The sequence below is a fragment of the Mesobacillus maritimus genome (assembly GCF_019749255.1).
Lineage (GTDB): Bacteria > Bacillota > Bacilli > Bacillales > Cytobacillaceae > Mesobacillus_B > Mesobacillus_B maritimus_A.
On the sequence record NZ_JACWFH010000031.1, the window covers coordinates 83,303 to 100,908 of the forward strand.

General features: G+C 39.1%; 15 protein-coding genes. All 15 read left to right on the forward strand.

Features of this window, described 5'->3' with window-relative positions; all coding sequences use genetic code 11:
- Positions 1 to 100 precede the first annotated feature (100 nt).
- Entirely contained in the window at positions 101 to 1,219 is a 1,119-nt protein-coding gene (gene citZ / locus H0185_RS19895) for a citrate synthase (protein WP_221875244.1), read from the forward strand.
- Positions 1,220 to 1,370: 151 nt separating this feature from the next.
- Positions 1,371 to 2,645 (forward strand): NADP-dependent isocitrate dehydrogenase, encoded by a 1,275-nt coding sequence (icd, locus tag H0185_RS19900; RefSeq protein WP_221875245.1) that lies wholly within the window; start codon positions 1,371 to 1,373, stop codon positions 2,643 to 2,645.
- A 97-nt stretch (positions 2,646 to 2,742) separates the two neighbouring features.
- Positions 2,743 to 3,681 carry a malate dehydrogenase gene (gene mdh / locus H0185_RS19905; RefSeq protein WP_221875246.1) on the forward strand — a complete coding sequence of 313 codons (939 nt, stop codon included), beginning with the start codon at positions 2,743 to 2,745 and terminating at the stop codon, positions 3,679 to 3,681.
- A 159-nt stretch (positions 3,682 to 3,840) separates the two neighbouring features.
- Positions 3,841 to 4,317: a MaoC/PaaZ C-terminal domain-containing protein gene (locus H0185_RS19910; protein ID WP_221875247.1), complete on the forward strand. Its 477-nt coding sequence runs from the start codon at positions 3,841 to 3,843 to the stop codon at positions 4,315 to 4,317.
- 126 nt (positions 4,318 to 4,443) lie between these two features.
- Positions 4,444 to 5,157, forward strand: a complete 714-nt coding sequence (locus tag H0185_RS19915) for a response regulator transcription factor (RefSeq protein ID WP_221875248.1) — start codon at positions 4,444 to 4,446, stop codon at positions 5,155 to 5,157.
- Positions 5,154 to 6,920: a two-component system histidine kinase PnpS gene (gene pnpS / locus H0185_RS19920; RefSeq protein WP_221875249.1), complete on the forward strand. Its 1,767-nt coding sequence runs from the start codon at positions 5,154 to 5,156 to the stop codon at positions 6,918 to 6,920. Before H0185_RS19915 ends, pnpS begins: the two co-directional genes overlap by 4 nt.
- Positions 6,921 to 6,991: 71 nt before the next feature.
- The gene (hflK, locus tag H0185_RS19925) at positions 6,992 to 7,957 is read left to right on the forward strand and encodes an FtsH protease activity modulator HflK (RefSeq protein WP_221875250.1); all 966 of its coding nucleotides are present in this window, start codon (positions 6,992 to 6,994) and stop codon (positions 7,955 to 7,957) included.
- Positions 7,950 to 8,885 carry a protease modulator HflC gene (gene hflC / locus H0185_RS19930; protein ID WP_221875251.1) on the forward strand — a complete coding sequence of 312 codons (936 nt, stop codon included), beginning with the start codon at positions 7,950 to 7,952 and terminating at the stop codon, positions 8,883 to 8,885. Before hflK ends, hflC begins: the two co-directional genes overlap by 8 nt.
- Positions 8,886 to 9,055: 170 nt before the next feature.
- The gene (polA, locus tag H0185_RS19935) at positions 9,056 to 11,686 is read left to right on the forward strand and encodes a DNA polymerase I (RefSeq protein WP_221875252.1); all 2,631 of its coding nucleotides are present in this window, start codon (positions 9,056 to 9,058) and stop codon (positions 11,684 to 11,686) included.
- An 18-nt stretch (positions 11,687 to 11,704) separates the two neighbouring features.
- Positions 11,705 to 12,541 carry a DNA-formamidopyrimidine glycosylase gene (mutM, locus tag H0185_RS19940; protein ID WP_221875253.1) on the forward strand — a complete coding sequence of 279 codons (837 nt, stop codon included), beginning with the start codon at positions 11,705 to 11,707 and terminating at the stop codon, positions 12,539 to 12,541.
- A 114-nt stretch (positions 12,542 to 12,655) separates the two neighbouring features.
- On the forward strand, positions 12,656 to 13,291 hold the full coding sequence (gene ytaF, locus H0185_RS19945; RefSeq protein WP_221875254.1) for a sporulation membrane protein YtaF: 636 nt from the start codon (positions 12,656 to 12,658) through the stop codon (positions 13,289 to 13,291).
- Positions 13,292 to 13,311: 20 nt separating this feature from the next.
- Positions 13,312 to 13,908, forward strand: a complete 597-nt coding sequence (coaE, locus tag H0185_RS19950) for a dephospho-CoA kinase (protein WP_221875255.1) — start codon at positions 13,312 to 13,314, stop codon at positions 13,906 to 13,908.
- Between the two features lie 265 nt (positions 13,909 to 14,173).
- On the forward strand, positions 14,174 to 15,205 hold the full coding sequence (locus tag H0185_RS19955) for a glyceraldehyde-3-phosphate dehydrogenase (RefSeq protein ID WP_221875256.1): 1,032 nt from the start codon (positions 14,174 to 14,176) through the stop codon (positions 15,203 to 15,205).
- A 479-nt stretch (positions 15,206 to 15,684) separates the two neighbouring features.
- Entirely contained in the window at positions 15,685 to 16,146 is a 462-nt protein-coding gene (gene nrdR, locus H0185_RS19960; protein WP_221875344.1) for a transcriptional regulator NrdR, read from the forward strand.
- Positions 16,147 to 16,200: 54 nt separating this feature from the next.
- Positions 16,201 to 17,604, forward strand: coding sequence for a replication initiation and membrane attachment family protein (locus H0185_RS19965; RefSeq protein ID WP_221875257.1), 1,404 nt, complete (start codon positions 16,201 to 16,203; stop codon positions 17,602 to 17,604).
- The last annotated feature ends 2 nt before the right edge of the window (positions 17,605 to 17,606 follow it).

The following is a 17,606-nucleotide window of genomic DNA, read 5'->3' on the forward strand; positions in this document are numbered from 1 at the left end:
AAATTTCTTTTATCTGAAAGCTATCATTCTATAACTCCAGTAGGTAAATTAAAGACAAATACGATGTGGGGAAAATTACCAAGAGAAGGAGAGATTCAGTATGACAGTAACACGTGGTCTTGAAGGGGTAGTGGCAACAACATCTTCCATCAGTTCTATTATTGATGACACACTTACTTATGTAGGATACAACATTGATGATCTTGCTGATAATGCAAGTTTTGAGGAAGTTATTTATTTATTATGGCATGGTAGACTGCCGTTGGCTCCCGAACTTGATGAGTTGAAAAAACAATTAGCAGAAAATATGGCATTGCCAAAAGAAGTGTTAGAACATTTCGAATTGTATCCAATTGATAAAATTCATCCGATGGGTGCGCTTCGAACAGCGGTTTCGCTTTTAGGCTTGCACGATGAAGAATCAGATGTGATGGACGAAGAAGCAAACTACCGTAAGGCAATCCGTCTTCAAGCGAAAATGCCAGCAATTGTTACTGCTTTTGCACGAATTCGTAAAGGCTTAGAGCCGGTAGCTCCTCGAACAGATTTGAGCTTTGCGGCAAACTTTTTATATATGCTAAGTGGAAAAGAACCAGAGCCAATTGCAATCGAAGCTTTTAATAAGGCACTTGTTTTGCATGCTGATCATGAGTTAAATGCATCGACTTTTACAGCGCGCGTATGTGTGGCTACTTTGTCTGATGTTTATTCAGGAGTCACTGCAGCAATCGGCGCCTTAAAAGGACCACTTCATGGTGGAGCCAATGAGGCTGTTATGAAAATGTTGACAGAAATCGGGACTCTAGAAAACGTTGAGCCTGCTATCCGTCAAAAACTAGAAAATAAAGAAAAAATCATGGGATTCGGACATCGTGTTTACCGTCAAGGTGACCCACGTGCGAAGCATCTTCGTGAAATGTCTGCCAAGTTAACAGAATTAACAGGTGAGCCACATTGGTATCAAATGTCTACTCAAATCGAAAAAATTGTAACGGGCGAGAAAAAATTACCACCTAACGTGGACTTCTACTCTGCTTCTGTTTACCACAGCCTTGGAATTGACCATGATTTGTTCACGCCAATTTTTGCTGTGAGCCGCGTTTCAGGATGGTTAGCACATATTCTTGAGCAGTACTCAAACAACCGCTTGATTCGTCCACGTGCTGAGTACACTGGACCTGGTATGCAAAAATATGTTTCAATTGAACTTAGAGGTTAGTATTTACTTATTAGCTGAAAATTGTTCTAATAATAAGGGTGAAGAAAGAAAAGTAGCAATAGAGAGAATAGTTAGTTGCTTTTCTTTAAAATAGAATAGGGGGCATAAAAGCCTTCTATTCTAGCGAATAATTTGGAGGGAGATTTATAACATGACACAACAAGGTGAAAAAATCGTAGTTAAAGACGGAGTACTAAACGTACCAAACAATCCAATTGTTCCATTTATTGAAGGAGACGGCACAGGTCCTGACATTTGGGCATCTGCTAGTAGAGTTTTAGATGCAGCTGTTGAGAAAGCATACAAAGGAGAGCGCAAACTTGTTTGGAAAGAAGTTTTAGCAGGTGAGAAAGCGTTCAATCAAACTGGAGAGTGGCTACCACAAGCAACTCTAGATGCAATTGATGAGTATCTAATTGCGATTAAAGGACCACTAACAACTCCAATCGGTGGTGGAATTCGTTCCCTTAACGTAGCATTGCGCCAAGAGCTTGATTTATTCGTATGCTTACGTCCAGTTCGCTGGTTTGAAGGAGTACCTTCTCCAGTAAAACGTCCTCAAGATACAGATATGGTTATTTTCCGTGAAAACACTGAGGATATCTATGCAGGTATTGAATATCAAAAAGGTTCTGATGAAGTAAAGAAATTAATTTCCTTCCTTCAAGACGAACTTGGAGTAAATAAAATTCGTTTTCCTGAGACTTCTGGTCTTGGAATTAAGCCAGTATCTGAAGAAGGTACAAGCCGTTTAGTACGTGCCGCTATTGAATATGCAATCAAAGAAGGACGTAAATCGCTAACTTTGGTACATAAAGGCAATATCATGAAGTTCACTGAAGGTGCATTCAAGAACTGGGGTTATGAGCTTGCTGAAAGAGAATACGGTGATAAGGTGTTCACTTGGGCCGAGTACGACCGTATTAAAGATGAGCAAGGTGTTGACGCGGCGAACAAGGCTCAATCTGATGCTGAAGCTGCTGGAAAAATCATCGTTAAAGATGCTATCGCTGATATCTTCCTACAACAAATCCTTACTCGTCCAAAAGAATTTGATGTTGTTGCAACAATGAACCTTAACGGAGATTATATTTCTGATGCACTTGCTGCACAAGTAGGTGGTATTGGTATTGCTCCTGGAGCAAACATCAACTATGAAACAGGACATGCAATCTTTGAAGCAACACATGGTACAGCTCCAAAATATGCTGGATTAGATAAGGTTAACCCTTCTTCTGTTATCCTTTCAGGTGTACTAATGCTTGAGCATTTGGGATGGACTGAAGCAGCTAGCATGATTTTAAAATCAATGGAAAACACAATCGCTTCTAAAGTAGTAACATATGACTTCGCTCGTTTGATGGACGGAGCTACTGAAGTGAAATGCTCTGAGTTTGGCGATGAGCTAATCAAGAATATGGAATAAGCAAGGCAATTAAAGAGGGGATTCTAGCAGAAACCCCTCTTTAAAAATAAATAAAAGAGTTAGAAGATTCAAAATAATGTTTCTGGGAGGTTTGTTTATGTCTTTAAAACGTAAAAAGATATCTGTAATTGGTGCGGGATTTACGGGAGCTACTACTGCATTCATTCTTGCTCAAAAAGAGCTGGGGGATGTTGTGTTGGTCGACATTCCACAAGCTGAGAATCCTACAAAGGGTAAGGCGTTAGATATGTTGGAGGCTAGTCCAGTACAAGGCTTTGATGCAAACATTACCGGGACATCTAATTATGAAGATACAAAGGAATCTGACGTTGTTGTAATTACGGCTGGAATCGCACGTAAGCCAGGGATGAGTCGTGATGATTTGGTGCAAACAAATCAAAAGGTTATGAAAGCAGTAACAAGAGAAATAGTAAAATATTCTCCTAACTGTCATATCCTTGTATTAACAAACCCCGTTGATGCAATGACATACACTGTATTTAAGGAATCTGGTTTTCCTAAAAATCGAGTAATCGGTCAGTCTGGTGTTCTTGATACAGCTCGTTTCCGTACATTTGTTGCTCAAGAACTAAACCTTTCTGTAAAAGACATCACTGGTTTCGTGTTAGGTGGGCATGGTGACGACATGGTTCCCCTCGTGCGTTACTCCTATGCTGGTGGTATTCCCCTCGAGACATTAATACCTAAAGATCGCCTAGAAGCAATTGTTGAACGCACTCGTAAGGGTGGTGGGGAAATCGTTAATCTTCTCGGAAACGGCAGTGCCTATTATGCACCAGCAGCTTCACTTGTTGAGATGGTTGAAGCCATTGTAAAAGATCAACGCCGAGTACTTCCTTCAATCGCCTATCTAGAAGGAGAATATGGTTATGATGGAATTTACTTAGGTGTACCAACTATTCTGGGTGCCAATGGAATTGAACAGGTGATTGAGTTAGAACTTACGTCCGATGAAAAAGCGGCCCTTGATAAGTCCGCGGATGCCGTTCGCAATGTAATGAAAGTATTAGCTTAGTTAATTACTAATGTTATGGCCATTATTGGTTTCATACGGTTGATTAGAGCGGAAATTAACATCATCGTCTTACAGACCTAAAAGAAAAATCGGGGATGCTCCCCGATTTTTTTGCAAATAATAATAGCTATATTGATTTTTTTGGGGGGAGGAACTGCTATGTTGCTAGGAAAAAAACGAAAGCTTGGGAGAACGATTGAAGATATTTCTGTAGGGGAAAAACTTACCTTAACAGAAAAAATTGAGGATAAAGATCTTTTGTTGTTTTTAGGTCTAACAAATGATTCAAATCCTTTATACATTCAGCATGACTACGCATCTCAGACCCCACACAAGAAACCGGTTGTACCTGCTATTATGTTAAATGGGATTATCACATCAGCAGTATCAAAATATCTACCAGGTCCAGGTAGTTATATTTTAAAACAAGAAATGGAGTATGTATCTCCAGTGTATCATTACAGTACAGTTCAGTTTTTATTTGAGGTTACACTGGTTAACCGAGATAGCCACACGGTGGAAATAACGGTCAATGCTACAAATGAAGAAGAGGTGGAGGTATTAAAAGGAAAATTAACTGTATGTCCTCCTTATCCTCCACAACAAGATGAGGGTCAAGCGCTGGAAAATTTCTAAAGATGCAATAGATGCATCTTTTTTTATTGCTCTTTTTTTCACAAAATAGGGATTTCTCTTTAAGAAGTTGTTTTATTAGGTTTATAATTGTATAAGATTCTAAATTTTTTTATATTGGAGGATAATATGACAAGGGTACTTGTAGTGGATGATGAACAATCAATCTTAACATTGCTTCAATATAATCTTGAGCAATCAGGATATGAAGTGTTAACCGCAATGGATGGAGAAGCGGGGGAACTTTTGGCATTGGAGAAAGAGCCTGAGTTAATTATTCTTGATTTAATGTTACCAAAATTAGATGGTATTGAAGTGTGTAAACGGCTGCGTCAGCAAAGGGTGATGACCCCAATTTTAATGCTGACAGCTAAGGATGATGAATTTGATAAGATTCTTGGTCTTGAACTAGGTGCAGACGATTACATGACAAAACCTTTTAGTCCGCGAGAAGTTGTGGCACGAGTAAAAGCAATTTTACGTAGGTCAAAGTTGATGCCAGAGACACAGAGGGATCTGGAGGAAGATAAGGATCAAATTCGCATAGGAGACTTAAAAATCCTGGTAGAAAACTATGAAGCATACTTTCTGGGAAATCTTCTTGAGTTAACTCCTAAAGAGTTTGAATTACTTGTTTATCTAGCGAAGAATAAGGGACGAGTCCTAACAAGAGATCAGTTATTGAGTGCAGTTTGGAAATATGATTTTGCTGGTGATTCACGAATCGTAGATGTACATATCAGTCATTTAAGGGATAAAATCGAAAAAAACACAAAGAAACCGGTCTATATTAAAACCATTCGTGGATTAGGCTACAAGCTTGAGGAACCAAAGAAGGCATGACGAAATATCGATCCAGACTTCTCATTGCTCTAATTACTCTTATCATCGTTGTTTTACTTGGCTTGGGAATTGTTTTGGGGCAGCTTTATAAAAATGATTACTTCAATAATTTTAATGACCGTCTTACAAATGAAATTAATATTGTTTCATACTTTATAGAGGATAAAGGTGGGATTTCTTCTCTCAAAGTACAAGAGATTGATGAGATTGGAGAAGTGTTAAAAACTCGGGTTACCATTGTAGATGATCATGGTGTGATTCTATTTGATACAGAATCGGATAAAACAAGGATGTCCAAACACGTCGAGATTATTGAAGAGGTTCTCTCAGGTAAAGGGCAAAAAGAGAGGGAAGGGAAATATTCTTATGGCTCCCAGGTACAGTATTTTTGGAAAACCATTGAACGTAATGGACAAATAGAAGGATATCTATTCCTTTCAACAAAGGTTAACGAAATGAGAGACGTCTATAATCATTTGTGGTGGGTTTTAAGTGTTAGTCTTGGCTTAGCATTATTAGTGATTATTTTGCTTGGTTCCAAAATCACTTCAAGGTACACAAAGCCAATCGAATCAGCGACAAATGTGGCAATTGAGTTAGCTAAGGGAAATTATCGTGCAAGAACCTATGAAGATCATATTGACGAAACAGGTATGCTAAGTGCCTCTATTAATGTATTAGCTCGCAACTTACAGGAATTAATGAAGTCACAAGAAATGCAGCAGGACAGACTTAGTACATTAATTGAAAATATGGGAAGCGGTCTTATTCTCATTGATAAACGGGGGTATATCAATTTAATTAATAAAACATACAAAGAAACCTTTCAGGTTGACCCGGGAGAATACCTTTACAGGCTTTATCATGAGGTAATTGAGCATAAAGAAATTAGTTCCCTTGTAGAAGAAATCTTTATGACTGAAAAAAAGATAAAAAAACAAGTGGTGCTTCCACTTAGTATCGAAAGGCGCTACTTTGAAGTCTACGGAGTACCAATTATTAGTTCACATAATGTATGGAAGGGCGTTTTACTGGTTTTTCATGAAATAACAGAGCTCAAGAAATTGGAACAAGTCCGGAAAGATTTTGTTGCGAATGTTTCTCATGAGTTAAAAACACCAATCACTTCTATTAAAGGTTTTTCTGAAACCTTGCTTGACGGAGCAATGGAAGATAAGCAGACTCTCGAAGCATTTATAAACATTATCTTAAAAGAAAGTGATCGACTGCAGATGCTTGTAGAGGATTTATTAGAACTTTCTAGAATAGAACAGCATGGTTTTAATTTAAATATAGAAAATCTAGATTTAAATAAACACATCTCAGAAGCGGTTACGATGGTAGAAGCGAGGGCTTCAGAGAAAAAGATAACTCTTGAATTGAAAGCTGATCGTTCTAGTACCATGATTCCAGGAGATGGAAATAGGCTGAAACAAGTATTCATTAATTTATTGACCAATGCGATTGCATATACACCAAGTGGTGGTGCCGTTTCGGTTGAAATAATCAATCAACCAGGGAATGCGATTGTTCATGTAAGAGACACTGGAATTGGTATGGACAGTAGTGAAATTCCAAGGATTTTTGAGAGGTTTTATCGCGTAGATAAAGCGAGAAGCAGGAACTCAGGAGGGACTGGTCTTGGCCTGGCAATTGTAAAGCATATCATGGAAGCTCATAAGGGCGCAATTGAAGTACAAAGCGAAGTAGGCAAAGGAACAATGTTCACCCTTAAATTCAAAAAAGAAATGGATAAGTTTTGAAGGCGAAAAATGAAACCTAATCGTTCTTAGAACCGTAATAACAATTATAGAAAAAGAAGGGGGAGAGATAGGTGAGCTTAAGGAAACTATATATAACGACCGGTGCTGTGATTCTTGCTGCGTTGCTTATTCTTGTTGCTATAACAAGCTGGTATACGGTAGATGAATCAGAACAAGCAGTTATCTTAACATTTGGAGAAGTCGAAGAAGGAATTAGTGAACCAGGTCTTCATTTCAAATTACCTTGGCCGATTCAATCAGTTGAAACCTTATCGAAGGAAACATTCAGTTTACAATTTGGTTATGAGGAAAAGAATGGAGAGATCCAAGACTTTCCTGATGAAACCAAAATGATTACTGGGGATGAAAATATTGTCCTTGCAGACCTAGTCGTGCAATGGAAAATTACCGATCCGGAAAAGTACTTATTCAATGCTGATTCTCCAAAAGAAGTTTTATATGATGCAACGTCTGCATCGGTTAGGAGTATCATCGGAAACTCAAAAATAGACGATGCATTAACATCCGGAAAAGCGGAAATTGAAGCAGAGGTTCGCGACCTTTTGTCTAGTCTGATAGAAAAATATGATATAGGTGTTTCAATTCTTGCAGTTAAGCTCCAAGATGTCGAACTACCTAATGATGATGTTCGAAAAGCCTTTACAGATGTAACAGATGCACGTGAAACCATGAATACTAAAATCAATGAAGCAAATAAATACCGAAATCAAAAAGTGAATGAAGCTAAAGGGGAAAAGGATGCTCTCATTTCAAGAGCAGAAGGGGAAAAAGCTGCTAGAATTGAGAGAGCACGTGGAGACGTTGCGGTATTCAATGCTCTATATGGTGAATATAAAGGGGATCCCGAAATTACAAGAGAACGTCTAGTGATTGAAACCCTTGAACAGGTACTTCCAGGGGCTGAGATATATATTATGAATGATGATGGCAATACGCTAAAGTATTTCCCGTTACGTCCACTTGAAGGAGAACAGCCGAAGCCCGCAGTAGAAGGGAGCGAAGAGAACAATGGCTGATGATAATATCATTGATATGAACGAACGCCCAGGAAAAATGAATGGGTGGAATAAGTATACAAAGTTTGGTCTTTTTATTGTCCTTTTGCTAGCGTTGTTGATCTTTATTTTTAATAACTTATTTGTCGTCAAAGAGGGAGAATATAAGGTCATTCGTCAGTTCGGTGAAGTTGTAAGGATTGAGAGCAGTCCAGGATTGGCTTATAAAATCCCATTTATTCAAAGTGTAACATCGCTACCAAAATATCAAATGACGTATGACGTCTCTCAAGCGGAAATTAATACGAAGGATAAAAAACGTATTCTAATAGATAATTATGCAGTTTGGAGAATTGAGGATCCAAAGAAAATGATATCCAATGCTCGTACGCTGGAAGCAGCCGAATCACGGATGGAAGAATTTATCTATTCTGTAACTAGAACGGAACTTGGGCAATTGAACTATGATGAAATCATTAATGATGAAAAATCATCAAGGGGTTCCTTGAACGACCGCATTACAGAGCAGGTAAATGAGCTTCTAGTAAAAGATAATTACGGGATTAGCGTGACGGACGTTAGGATGAAGCGTACCGACCTGCCTGAAGAAAACGAACTCTCTGTTTTTACTCGTATGATTTCTGAGCGTCACTCAACTGCTCAAGATTATTTGTCACAAGGTGATGCTAGAAAAAACATTATTGAGGCAGAAACAGATAAAGAAGTAAATGAAATGCTTGCGAAAGCAAAAGCCGATGCAGAGGAGATTCGAAGTGAGGGTGAAGCAGAAGCAGCTAAGGTCTATAATAATGCCTTTTCAAAAGACCCTGAGTTCTATTCACTTTATCGAACTCTAGAATCTTACAAGAAAACAATCGGAGAGGATACCGTCATTATCCTTCCATCTGACTCACCATATGCGAGGATTCTAACAGGATATATCGATTAAAAAAATCAAATAGTACCCTTTTCTTAAGATTGAAAGGCCGTTATTTTTCTTTCTATTCTAGCTCATGATAGAATAAAGAAAGAAAATAACGGCCTTCTTTTTTGAGGCTCAAGTGAAGGACACATGATGATTTTCATACCGTTTTGACGGTTAGAGAAGGAGGAGGAATTATGGCCAAGAAGCTGGTCCTTATTGATGGTAACAGCATTGCCTATCGCGCTTTTTTTGCGCTTCCATTACTTAATAATGATAAAGGGATACATACGAATGCCGTTTATGGCTTCACGATGATGTTAATGAGGATTCTCGAAGACGAGAAGCCTTCACATATTTTAGTTGCATTTGATGCAGGAAAGACAACATTTAGGCACTCAACCTTTACTGAATATAAGGGTGGCAGACAAAAGACACCACCTGAGTTATCCGAACAGTTCCCGTTTATTCGTGAATTATTAAAGGCTTATAGCATTCCACAATATGAGCTTGAGAATTATGAAGCGGATGATATTATCGGCACGATGTCAACTGTTGCAGAGCAAGATGGGTTTGAAGTGAAAATCATTTCAGGGGACAAAGACTTAACCCAACTCAGCTCAGATAAAACGACTGTAAGCATTACGAAAAAAGGGATTACAGAAATTGAGGAGTATACACCTCAACATATTAAGGAGAAGTACGGTCTGACTGCTGAGCAAATTGTCGATATGAAAGGCTTGATGGGCGATGCCTCTGACAACATTCCAGGTGTTCCTGGAGTTGGTGAAAAGACCGCCATTAAACTGCTTAAAGAGTTCCACTCGTTGGAAAATTTGTTAGAGTCGATTGAACAGGTTAGTGGAAAGAAGCTTCAAGAAAAGCTTCAAGAATTCAAGGATCAGGCTGTCATGAGTAAGCAACTAGCAACAATTACAAAGGAGGCTCCAGTTAAGCTAGAGCTTTCCGAGCTTGAATATGAAGGATTTCAAACAGAAGAGTTAGTGAAACTATTCAAAGAGTTAGGATTTAATTCTTTAATAGAAAAAGTCGGTGGTGAAGATGTACCGGAAAGCACTGAACTGATGGATATTGAATTTACCATTCCTGAAGAAATAACGGACGACTTATTTGCTGAGGACAATGCCTTTTATGTTGAAATCCTCGAGGATAATTACCATTATGCAGACATTATTGGCTTTTCAATTGCCAATGAAAATGGAAGTTTTTATTTTCCAGCAGAAAAGGCAATTCAGTCGGAAGTGTTTAAGAAGTGGGCAGAAGATGAAACGAAGAAAAAGGCTGTTTTTGATGCAAAAAGATCAGAGGTCTCGTTACGACACCATGGCATTCATCTAGTTGGAGTGGAGTTTGATCTTTTCCTTGCTTCTTATCTGATTAACCCATCAGAGTCAGCTGATGACCTAGCAGCTGTGGCAAAGCTCCATGGCTACCCTCATGTACAGCCAGACACTGTTGTTTATGGCAAAGGTGCGAAACGAGGAATTCCAGATGAGGCTAACTTGTCTGAACATTTAGCACGTAAGGCCGAGGCAATTCTCGAACTAAAAGGGCGACTTGTGAAAGAGCTCCATCAAAACGAACAAGATGAGCTTTTTAATGGCCTTGAAATGCCACTATCCCTCGTTTTAGCTGACATGGAATATCAAGGTGTTAAGCTTGATATGGAGCGCCTTACGAATATGGGACTAGAAATCGGGCAGAAGCTAGATGAGCTTGAAAAAGAAGTATTCCGTCATGCTGGCGAAGCTTTTAATATTAACTCACCTAAACAACTAGGGGTTATTCTATTTGAAAAGCTTGGTCTTCCACCGTTGAAGAAAACAAAGACGGGTTACTCAACCAGTGCAGATGTCCTAGAACAATTGGCTCCAAAGCACGAGATTATTCAGGAAATCCTTCACTATCGTCAACTTGGCAAGCTGCAGTCAACGTATATCGAAGGACTACAAAAGGTTGTAAATAAAAAAACGGAAAAGGTTCATACCCGGTTTAACCAAGCACTCACTCAAACAGGCCGTCTAAGCTCGACAGACCCTAACTTACAAAATATCCCTATTCGTTTAGAGGAAGGAAGAAAAATCCGCCAGGCTTTTGTTCCATCTGAGAAAGGCTGGGTGATGTTTGCGGCGGACTATTCACAAATTGAATTGAGAGTGCTGGCTCATATAGCTGGGGATGAAAAGCTTATTGAAGCATTCAAAGAAGGCCATGATATCCATACAAAGACCGCAATGGAAGTTTTCCATGTTGAGGCCGATGAAGTAACAGATAATATGCGACGTCACGCGAAAGCTGTCAATTTTGGAATTGTTTATGGTATTAGTGATTACGGTTTATCACAAAGTCTCGGAATTACCAGGAAAGAGGCAGGTCAATTTATTGATCGCTATTTAACAAGTTATCCTGGTGTTAAAGAGTATATGGACGAGATTGTCCTTGATGCTAAAGAAAAGGGATATGTAACAACCCTGCTTCATCGTCGAAGATATTTGCCTGAAATTACAAGCCGTAATTTTAATATTAGAAGCTTTGCTGAACGGACCGCAATGAACACACCAATCCAAGGGAGCGCGGCTGATATCATAAAGAAAGCGATGATTGAAATGGCGGTTCGTCTTAAAAAAGAAAAACTTCAATCGCGTTTATTGTTACAGGTACACGATGAACTGATCTTTGAAGCACCGGTAGAAGAAGTAGAAATTTTAAAGAAGATTGTACCAGATGTCATGGAGAATGCTGTTGAATTGAAAGTTCCTTTGAAAGTGGATTATGCTTACGGTCCAACCTGGTTTGATGCAAAGTAATAACGGAGGGAAAATGACTTGCCAGAGCTTCCAGAAGTAGAAACAGTTAGAAAGACATTAGAATCACTCGTGATTGGAAAAGAAATCAGTAAGGTGTCCATTTATTGGCCGAAAATGGTCAAGCACCCTGTTGAGGTCGAACAGTTTACTGATGCTCTTCATGGACAACATATTTTAGAAATTGGGAGAAGAGGAAAGTTCCTTATTTTCTATACTGAGGATTTCGCGATGATTTCCCATCTGAGGATGGAAGGCAAATACGGAGTATATTCTAGTGAATTGCCCGTGGAAAAGCATACACACGCCATTTTTTCTTTTACTGATGGAAGTGAAATGCGATATAAGGATGTACGGAAATTTGGTACTTTTCATCTTTATCTCAAGGGTTCGGAGTTTAAAGAACCTCCTTTAATTGGACTGGGACCGGAGCCATTTTCAGAGGAGTTTACCCTTGACGGATTAAAAGAAAAATTAGCGAAGACATCTCGTAAAATTAAGCCCGCTTTGCTTGATCAAAAGGTTCTAGTTGGTCTCGGCAATATCTATGTGGATGAAGCGCTGTTTCGCTCAAATATTCACCCTGAACGAATCGCTTCTTCATTATCTGAGAAAGAAATCGAGACTCTTCATCAAGAAATCATTCAAACATTAGCTGAGGCGGTCGAAAAAGGCGGCAGTACCATTCGTTCTTATATTAATTCCCAAGGGCAGATTGGGATGTTTCAGCTTGAATTATATGTGTATGGACGCCAAAATGAACCTTGTAAAAAATGTGGGACTCTACTGGAAAAAACAGTGGTCGGTGGACGAGGGACTCATTTTTGTCCAAACTGCCAAAAACTTAATGGAAAGTGACTTATCTTATTATAGGGGTGTTTTTTTTGTAACGTCCCATATTCAGTTTAAGTTTAACCTTGGATTAGCCTACTCCATATACTAAGGTAGCGATTGACAGGAGGAGGCTTTTCCATGGTTCAGATTGTCTCATTACTTTTGCTTGCTTTCGCTGTCAGTCTTGACAGTTTTAGTGTAGGATTTACTTATGGATTAAGAAACGTGAAGATTCCTTTAAAGTCAATTATCACCATTGCCATATGTTCCGCTGGTGTCTTGATTGTGGCTATGACGATTGGTGAAGCTCTAGGGGAGGTTCTCCCAGAAGAAATAGCAGGGAAGCTTGGCGGTTTTATTTTAATCCTGCTGGGTGCGTGGATTTTATATCAATTCTTTCGCCCAGAACAAATAGAATCACCAGATGACGATGAGAAAACTTTAATTAATTTGGAGATTCAATCTCTGGGAATCGTCATCAATATTTTGAAAAAGCCGATGTCAGCCGACTTCGACCGTTCGGGGACGATAACTGGAATTGAAGCCCTTATGCTTGGGATGGCTTTATCATTGGACGCGTTTGGAGCCGGAATAGGAGCAGCAATGCTCGGTTTTTCTCCTTTTGCCCTTGCGGTAGCGGCAGCTGTGATGAGTTCTACCTTTGTGTTCGCGGGGATGAGAGCGGGAATCTTTTTATCAGGGTATAGCTGGGTACAGAAAATTAGTTTTCTACCTGGACTGCTGTTAATAATTGTTGGAATTTTTAAACTCTAGACTAGAAAGGACTTTAAAATATGTCGTTAACAATCGGATTAACTGGTGGTATTGCAAGTGGAAAAAGCACGGTGTCAAAGATGCTGACAGATATGGGAATTCCAGTCATTGATGCAGACATCGAAGCTAGGCTTGCAGTTGAAAAAGGAGAAGCAGCTTATAATGACATTGTCCGTTATTTTGGGGATGAAATCCTCAACCAAGATGGGAACATAAACAGAGAAAAGCTTGGCTCAATCGTCTTCCGTGATGAAGAAAAGCGAAAGGCCCTAAACTCTTTCGTGCATCCTGCGGTACGCAAGAGGATGCTTTCTAAGGCTGAAAAAGCGAAACAGAACGGTGAAATAGCGATTGTTCTTGATATCCCTCTTTTAATTGAAGGGAACCTACAATATATGGCTGATAAAATTTTACTTGTTTACGTAAATGAAGAAACACAGCTTCAGAGATTAATGGAACGTAATCAATATAGTGAAGAAGAAGCGCTAGCGAGGATTAAATCGCAAATGCCTATTGGAGAAAAAGTTCAACATGCCGATAAGGTTATTGATAATAATGGAACGATTGCCGAAACAAAGCAACAATTAGAAGAGATATTAGCGCAATGGGGAATTTAAGGAAACCTAAATAGGTTTCCTTTTTTTTATATGTGTAGAAGCTAAGTGCCTGGTACAAGAAATCAACAGCAAGGGCTTATGAAAAAAATGGAGCATCCCCCCAGGTAATTCTACTTTGTTTTCTTATTTTCTAAGGAATACTTTTAAGAGTTATATGATATTTTAAAATGTACGCTTTTAATTATCACAAAAAGAAATAAATATGTTATACTATTAGCAAATAAGGGGTATTAAAGTATAACATTAATGTGGAAGGAGCCGTAGAATGAAGGCTAAAATTGCAATTAATGGTTTCGGGAGAATTGGAAGAATGGTGTTTAGGAAGGCCGTTCTTGATCATAATCTAGAAGTTGTGGCGGTTAATGCCAGCTATCCGGCAGAAACATTGGCGCACTTAATTAAATATGATTCTAATCACGGGAAATTTGAAGCAGATGTAAAAGCAGAAGACGATGCATTAATCGTTAATGGCAAGCGAATTAAGCTCTTAAGCAACCGTAATCCAGAACTATTACCTTGGAAAGAATTAGAGATTGATATAGTCATAGAAGCTACAGGTAAATTTAATTCCAGAGATAAAGCAAGCCTACATCTTGACGCGGGAGCTAAAAAGGTCATCTTAACAGCACCTGGGAAAAATGAGGATATTACGATTGTAATGGGGGTAAATGAAGGGGAGTTAAATCTTGAAAAACATGATGTGATTTCAAATGCATCCTGTACAACAAATTGTCTAGCGCCAGTTGCCAAGGTATTAGATTCCGAATTCGGCATTGAAAATGGCTTAATGACCACCATACATTCCTATACGAATGATCAAAAGAACATCGATAATCCGCATAAGGATTTGCGCCGCGCTCGATCGTGTGGCCAGTCGATTATTCCAACATCGACAGGTGCAGCTAAAGCGCTTTCGCTTGTTCTTCCGCAATTAAAGGGAAAACTCCATGGGATGGCTTTAAGAGTCCCAACTCCAAATGTTTCCCTTGTTGATCTTGTGGTTGATTTAAAGCGAGAAGTTACGATAGATGAGATCAATGAAGCATTTGTGTGTGCCTCACGAGGATCATTAAAAGGCATTCTTGAATTTACAGATGAACCACTTGTTTCCATTGATTTTAATACAAATGACCACTCCGCAATAATTGATGGACTTTCAACGATGGTGATAGGTGCCAATAAAGTAAAGGTACTAGCATGGTACGACAATGAATGGGGTTATTCTTGCCGAGTGGTTGACCTTGCAAACTACGTTGCTAAAGAGTTACATCAATCATCAAAAATGAAAGTCAGCTGAACCTTAATTGGGTTTACAAGAGAGGCCTGCCAACAAATGTGGCAGGCTTTTTCCCTTGTGGAAGGCACCTATTATCTTATAAAAATCCCTAGCTAATTGTGCTTATTTACAGGGTGAAAATAAAAATACGGCGTGAATGATGTGTTTCCTCAGTTGCCAATACATTCAAAGTATACTAGTCATGTGAACTTAATCATTAAGGGGAAGATTAACTACCTAAAGGGGTAGGATTCTCTCTGGACTAACCTTCCACGGTGGGAGGGAACCTGTATAAATAAAGCAGAATCAGGTGAATGCACGATAATAGATATAAAATAGCTTAGAGGTGGAGGTGCACACCTCCTAAGTAAGGTAAACCTTGATACAACTTATCCAAGAAATCGAATAAATGAGTTGTACAGACATTTTCCTTCTTTTAAGATATAATTAAAGCATAATGATACGTGATTACATATTTGAAATCCGGAGTTGAGATTGGTATGAAATGTCCAGCCTGCCACAATAATAATAGTCGTGTCCTTGATTCCCGTCCGGTTGACGAGGGGAAGTCCATTCGTCGACGAAGGGAATGCGAAGCTTGTTCATATCGATTTACTACCTTTGAAAAAGTAGAGGAATCCCCATTGATTGTCGTCAAAAAAGAGGGAACTCGAGAAGAATTTAATAGAGACAAGCTATTAAGAGGATTAATCAAAGCCTGTGAAAAGCGCCCTGTTGCTTTAAAACAATTGGAAGACCTTGTTTCAGAGGTTGAAAAAGAACTTCGGAGCAATGGAGTTTCAGAGGTGAAAAGTGAACTAGTTGGAGAAATGGTAATGGATCGGTTAGCTAAAGTGGATGAGGTAGCCTATGTCAGATTTGCATCCGTTTACCGTCAATTTAAAGATATCAATGTCTTTATAGATGAGTTGAAGGAACTCATTAAGAAAGAACAGTCATAACCTGAGCTGGAGGGGAATCCTTGGCTCTTTTTTTATCATCAGGGAGGGATGGATATGGCACAACATTGGCAAGAGTTATTGCCTGTTGACCAATACGTCGTGGCGTCGAACGGGTTGTTGCATGAACATGACCGGAAAGTGCTGACTTTCTTATATCAGCCTTTAATTGGACCGGTTTGTCTCAGTTTATATATGACGCTCTGGGCAGAGCTAGAGGAAAATCGTCTCTGGTCGGCAACATCCTCACATCATGGTTTGATGAGTCTTCTCGGTTTAAATTTAAATGATATTTATCAGGCGCGTCTAAAGCTTGAGGGAATCGGCCTTTTAAAGACTTATGTTAAAAATGAGGATGAAGAACGTTCATTTATTTACGAACTACAACCACCATTAACAGCTGAGCAATTCTTTTTGGATGGTCTTTTAAATATTTATTTATATCGTAAAATAGGCAAAAACCAATTTTTTAGATTGAAACGGTTTTTCACAGACAAAGCGGTGAGCAAACAAGAACAGTATTCGGATGTAACTCGAGCGTTTCAGGATGTCTTTGTTTCAGTTTCGCCAGACGCACTTCGGTATCATAGTGCTTCGCCCGGAGAGCTTGAACCTCAAGAGGACCAGCAGTTTATTGGTCGTCAAGATTCGGTCGGAATTCAGATTGATCAAGCCACCTTTGACTTTGACCTTCTGACTGCAGGTTTGAAAGAATCACTTGTTCCGAAGCAGGCGTTAACAAATAAAGTCAAAGAAGCCATTAGCAATCTTGCCTTTTTATATGGGATTGACTCCATACAAATGAAGAATATTATTCTAAGTGCACTGACGCCAGATAATGAAATTGATATTGAGGAGCTTCGCAAAGCTGCAAGAGACTGGTATCAGTTCGAGAATCAAGACCAATTGCCACAACTGCTTGATCGAAAGCAACCTGCTGAGTTTCAATCTGGGATTCGTAATCCAGTCACGCAGGAAGACAAGCTTATGCAATATTTTGAAGGCACCTCTCCAAGAGAACTATTGATTCAAATTTCAGCTGGTGCCACACCATCAAAAGCAGATTTACAAATCATTGAAGACATTATGTTTAAACAAAAACTCCAGCCGGGTGTGGTGAATGTTTTAATTGAGTATGTTATGCTCAGGACGGATATGAAGCTAAACAAGGCTTATATGGAAAAAATCGCCGGTCATTGGGCACGGAAGCAAATCAAAAGTGTCAAAGACGCCATGGATTTAGCGAAGAAAGAACACAAGCAATACATGGATTGGGCAGAAGAGAAAAAATCTCGTCCTGCTCAGACTCAGCAGAAGAAAACAATACGAAAAGAAGTGCTGCCAGACTGGTTTGAAGGAAATCAAGAAGGTAAAATAGATAAGAAACAAGAAGACTTTGATTTTGAAAAGGAAAAGAAACTACTCGAAGAAGAACTAAAGGAATTTAAATCAGGGAGGTGAGA

Excerpts from the sequence above, each read along its gene's own strand:
- citZ (WP_221875244.1), top strand. The coding sequence starts at position 101 with ATGACAGTAACACGTGGTCTTGAAGGGGTAGTGGCAACAACATCTTCC.
- icd (WP_221875245.1), top strand. The coding sequence starts at position 1,371 with ATGACACAACAAGGTGAAAAAATCGTAGTTAAAGACGGAGTACTAAAC.
- mdh (WP_221875246.1), top strand. The coding sequence starts at position 2,743 with ATGTCTTTAAAACGTAAAAAGATATCTGTAATTGGTGCGGGATTTACG.
- H0185_RS19910 (WP_221875247.1), top strand. The coding sequence starts at position 3,841 with ATGTTGCTAGGAAAAAAACGAAAGCTTGGGAGAACGATTGAAGATATT.
- H0185_RS19915 (WP_221875248.1), top strand. The coding sequence starts at position 4,444 with ATGACAAGGGTACTTGTAGTGGATGATGAACAATCAATCTTAACATTG.
- pnpS (WP_221875249.1), top strand. The coding sequence starts at position 5,154 with ATGACGAAATATCGATCCAGACTTCTCATTGCTCTAATTACTCTTATC.
- hflC (WP_221875251.1), top strand. The coding sequence starts at position 7,950 with ATGGCTGATGATAATATCATTGATATGAACGAACGCCCAGGAAAAATG.
- polA (WP_221875252.1), top strand. The coding sequence starts at position 9,056 with ATGGCCAAGAAGCTGGTCCTTATTGATGGTAACAGCATTGCCTATCGC.
- ytaF (WP_221875254.1), top strand. The coding sequence starts at position 12,656 with ATGGTTCAGATTGTCTCATTACTTTTGCTTGCTTTCGCTGTCAGTCTT.
- coaE (WP_221875255.1), top strand. The coding sequence starts at position 13,312 with ATGTCGTTAACAATCGGATTAACTGGTGGTATTGCAAGTGGAAAAAGC.
- H0185_RS19955 (WP_221875256.1), top strand. The coding sequence starts at position 14,174 with ATGAAGGCTAAAATTGCAATTAATGGTTTCGGGAGAATTGGAAGAATG.
- nrdR (WP_221875344.1), top strand. The coding sequence starts at position 15,685 with ATGAAATGTCCAGCCTGCCACAATAATAATAGTCGTGTCCTTGATTCC.
- H0185_RS19965 (WP_221875257.1), top strand. The coding sequence starts at position 16,201 with ATGGCACAACATTGGCAAGAGTTATTGCCTGTTGACCAATACGTCGTG.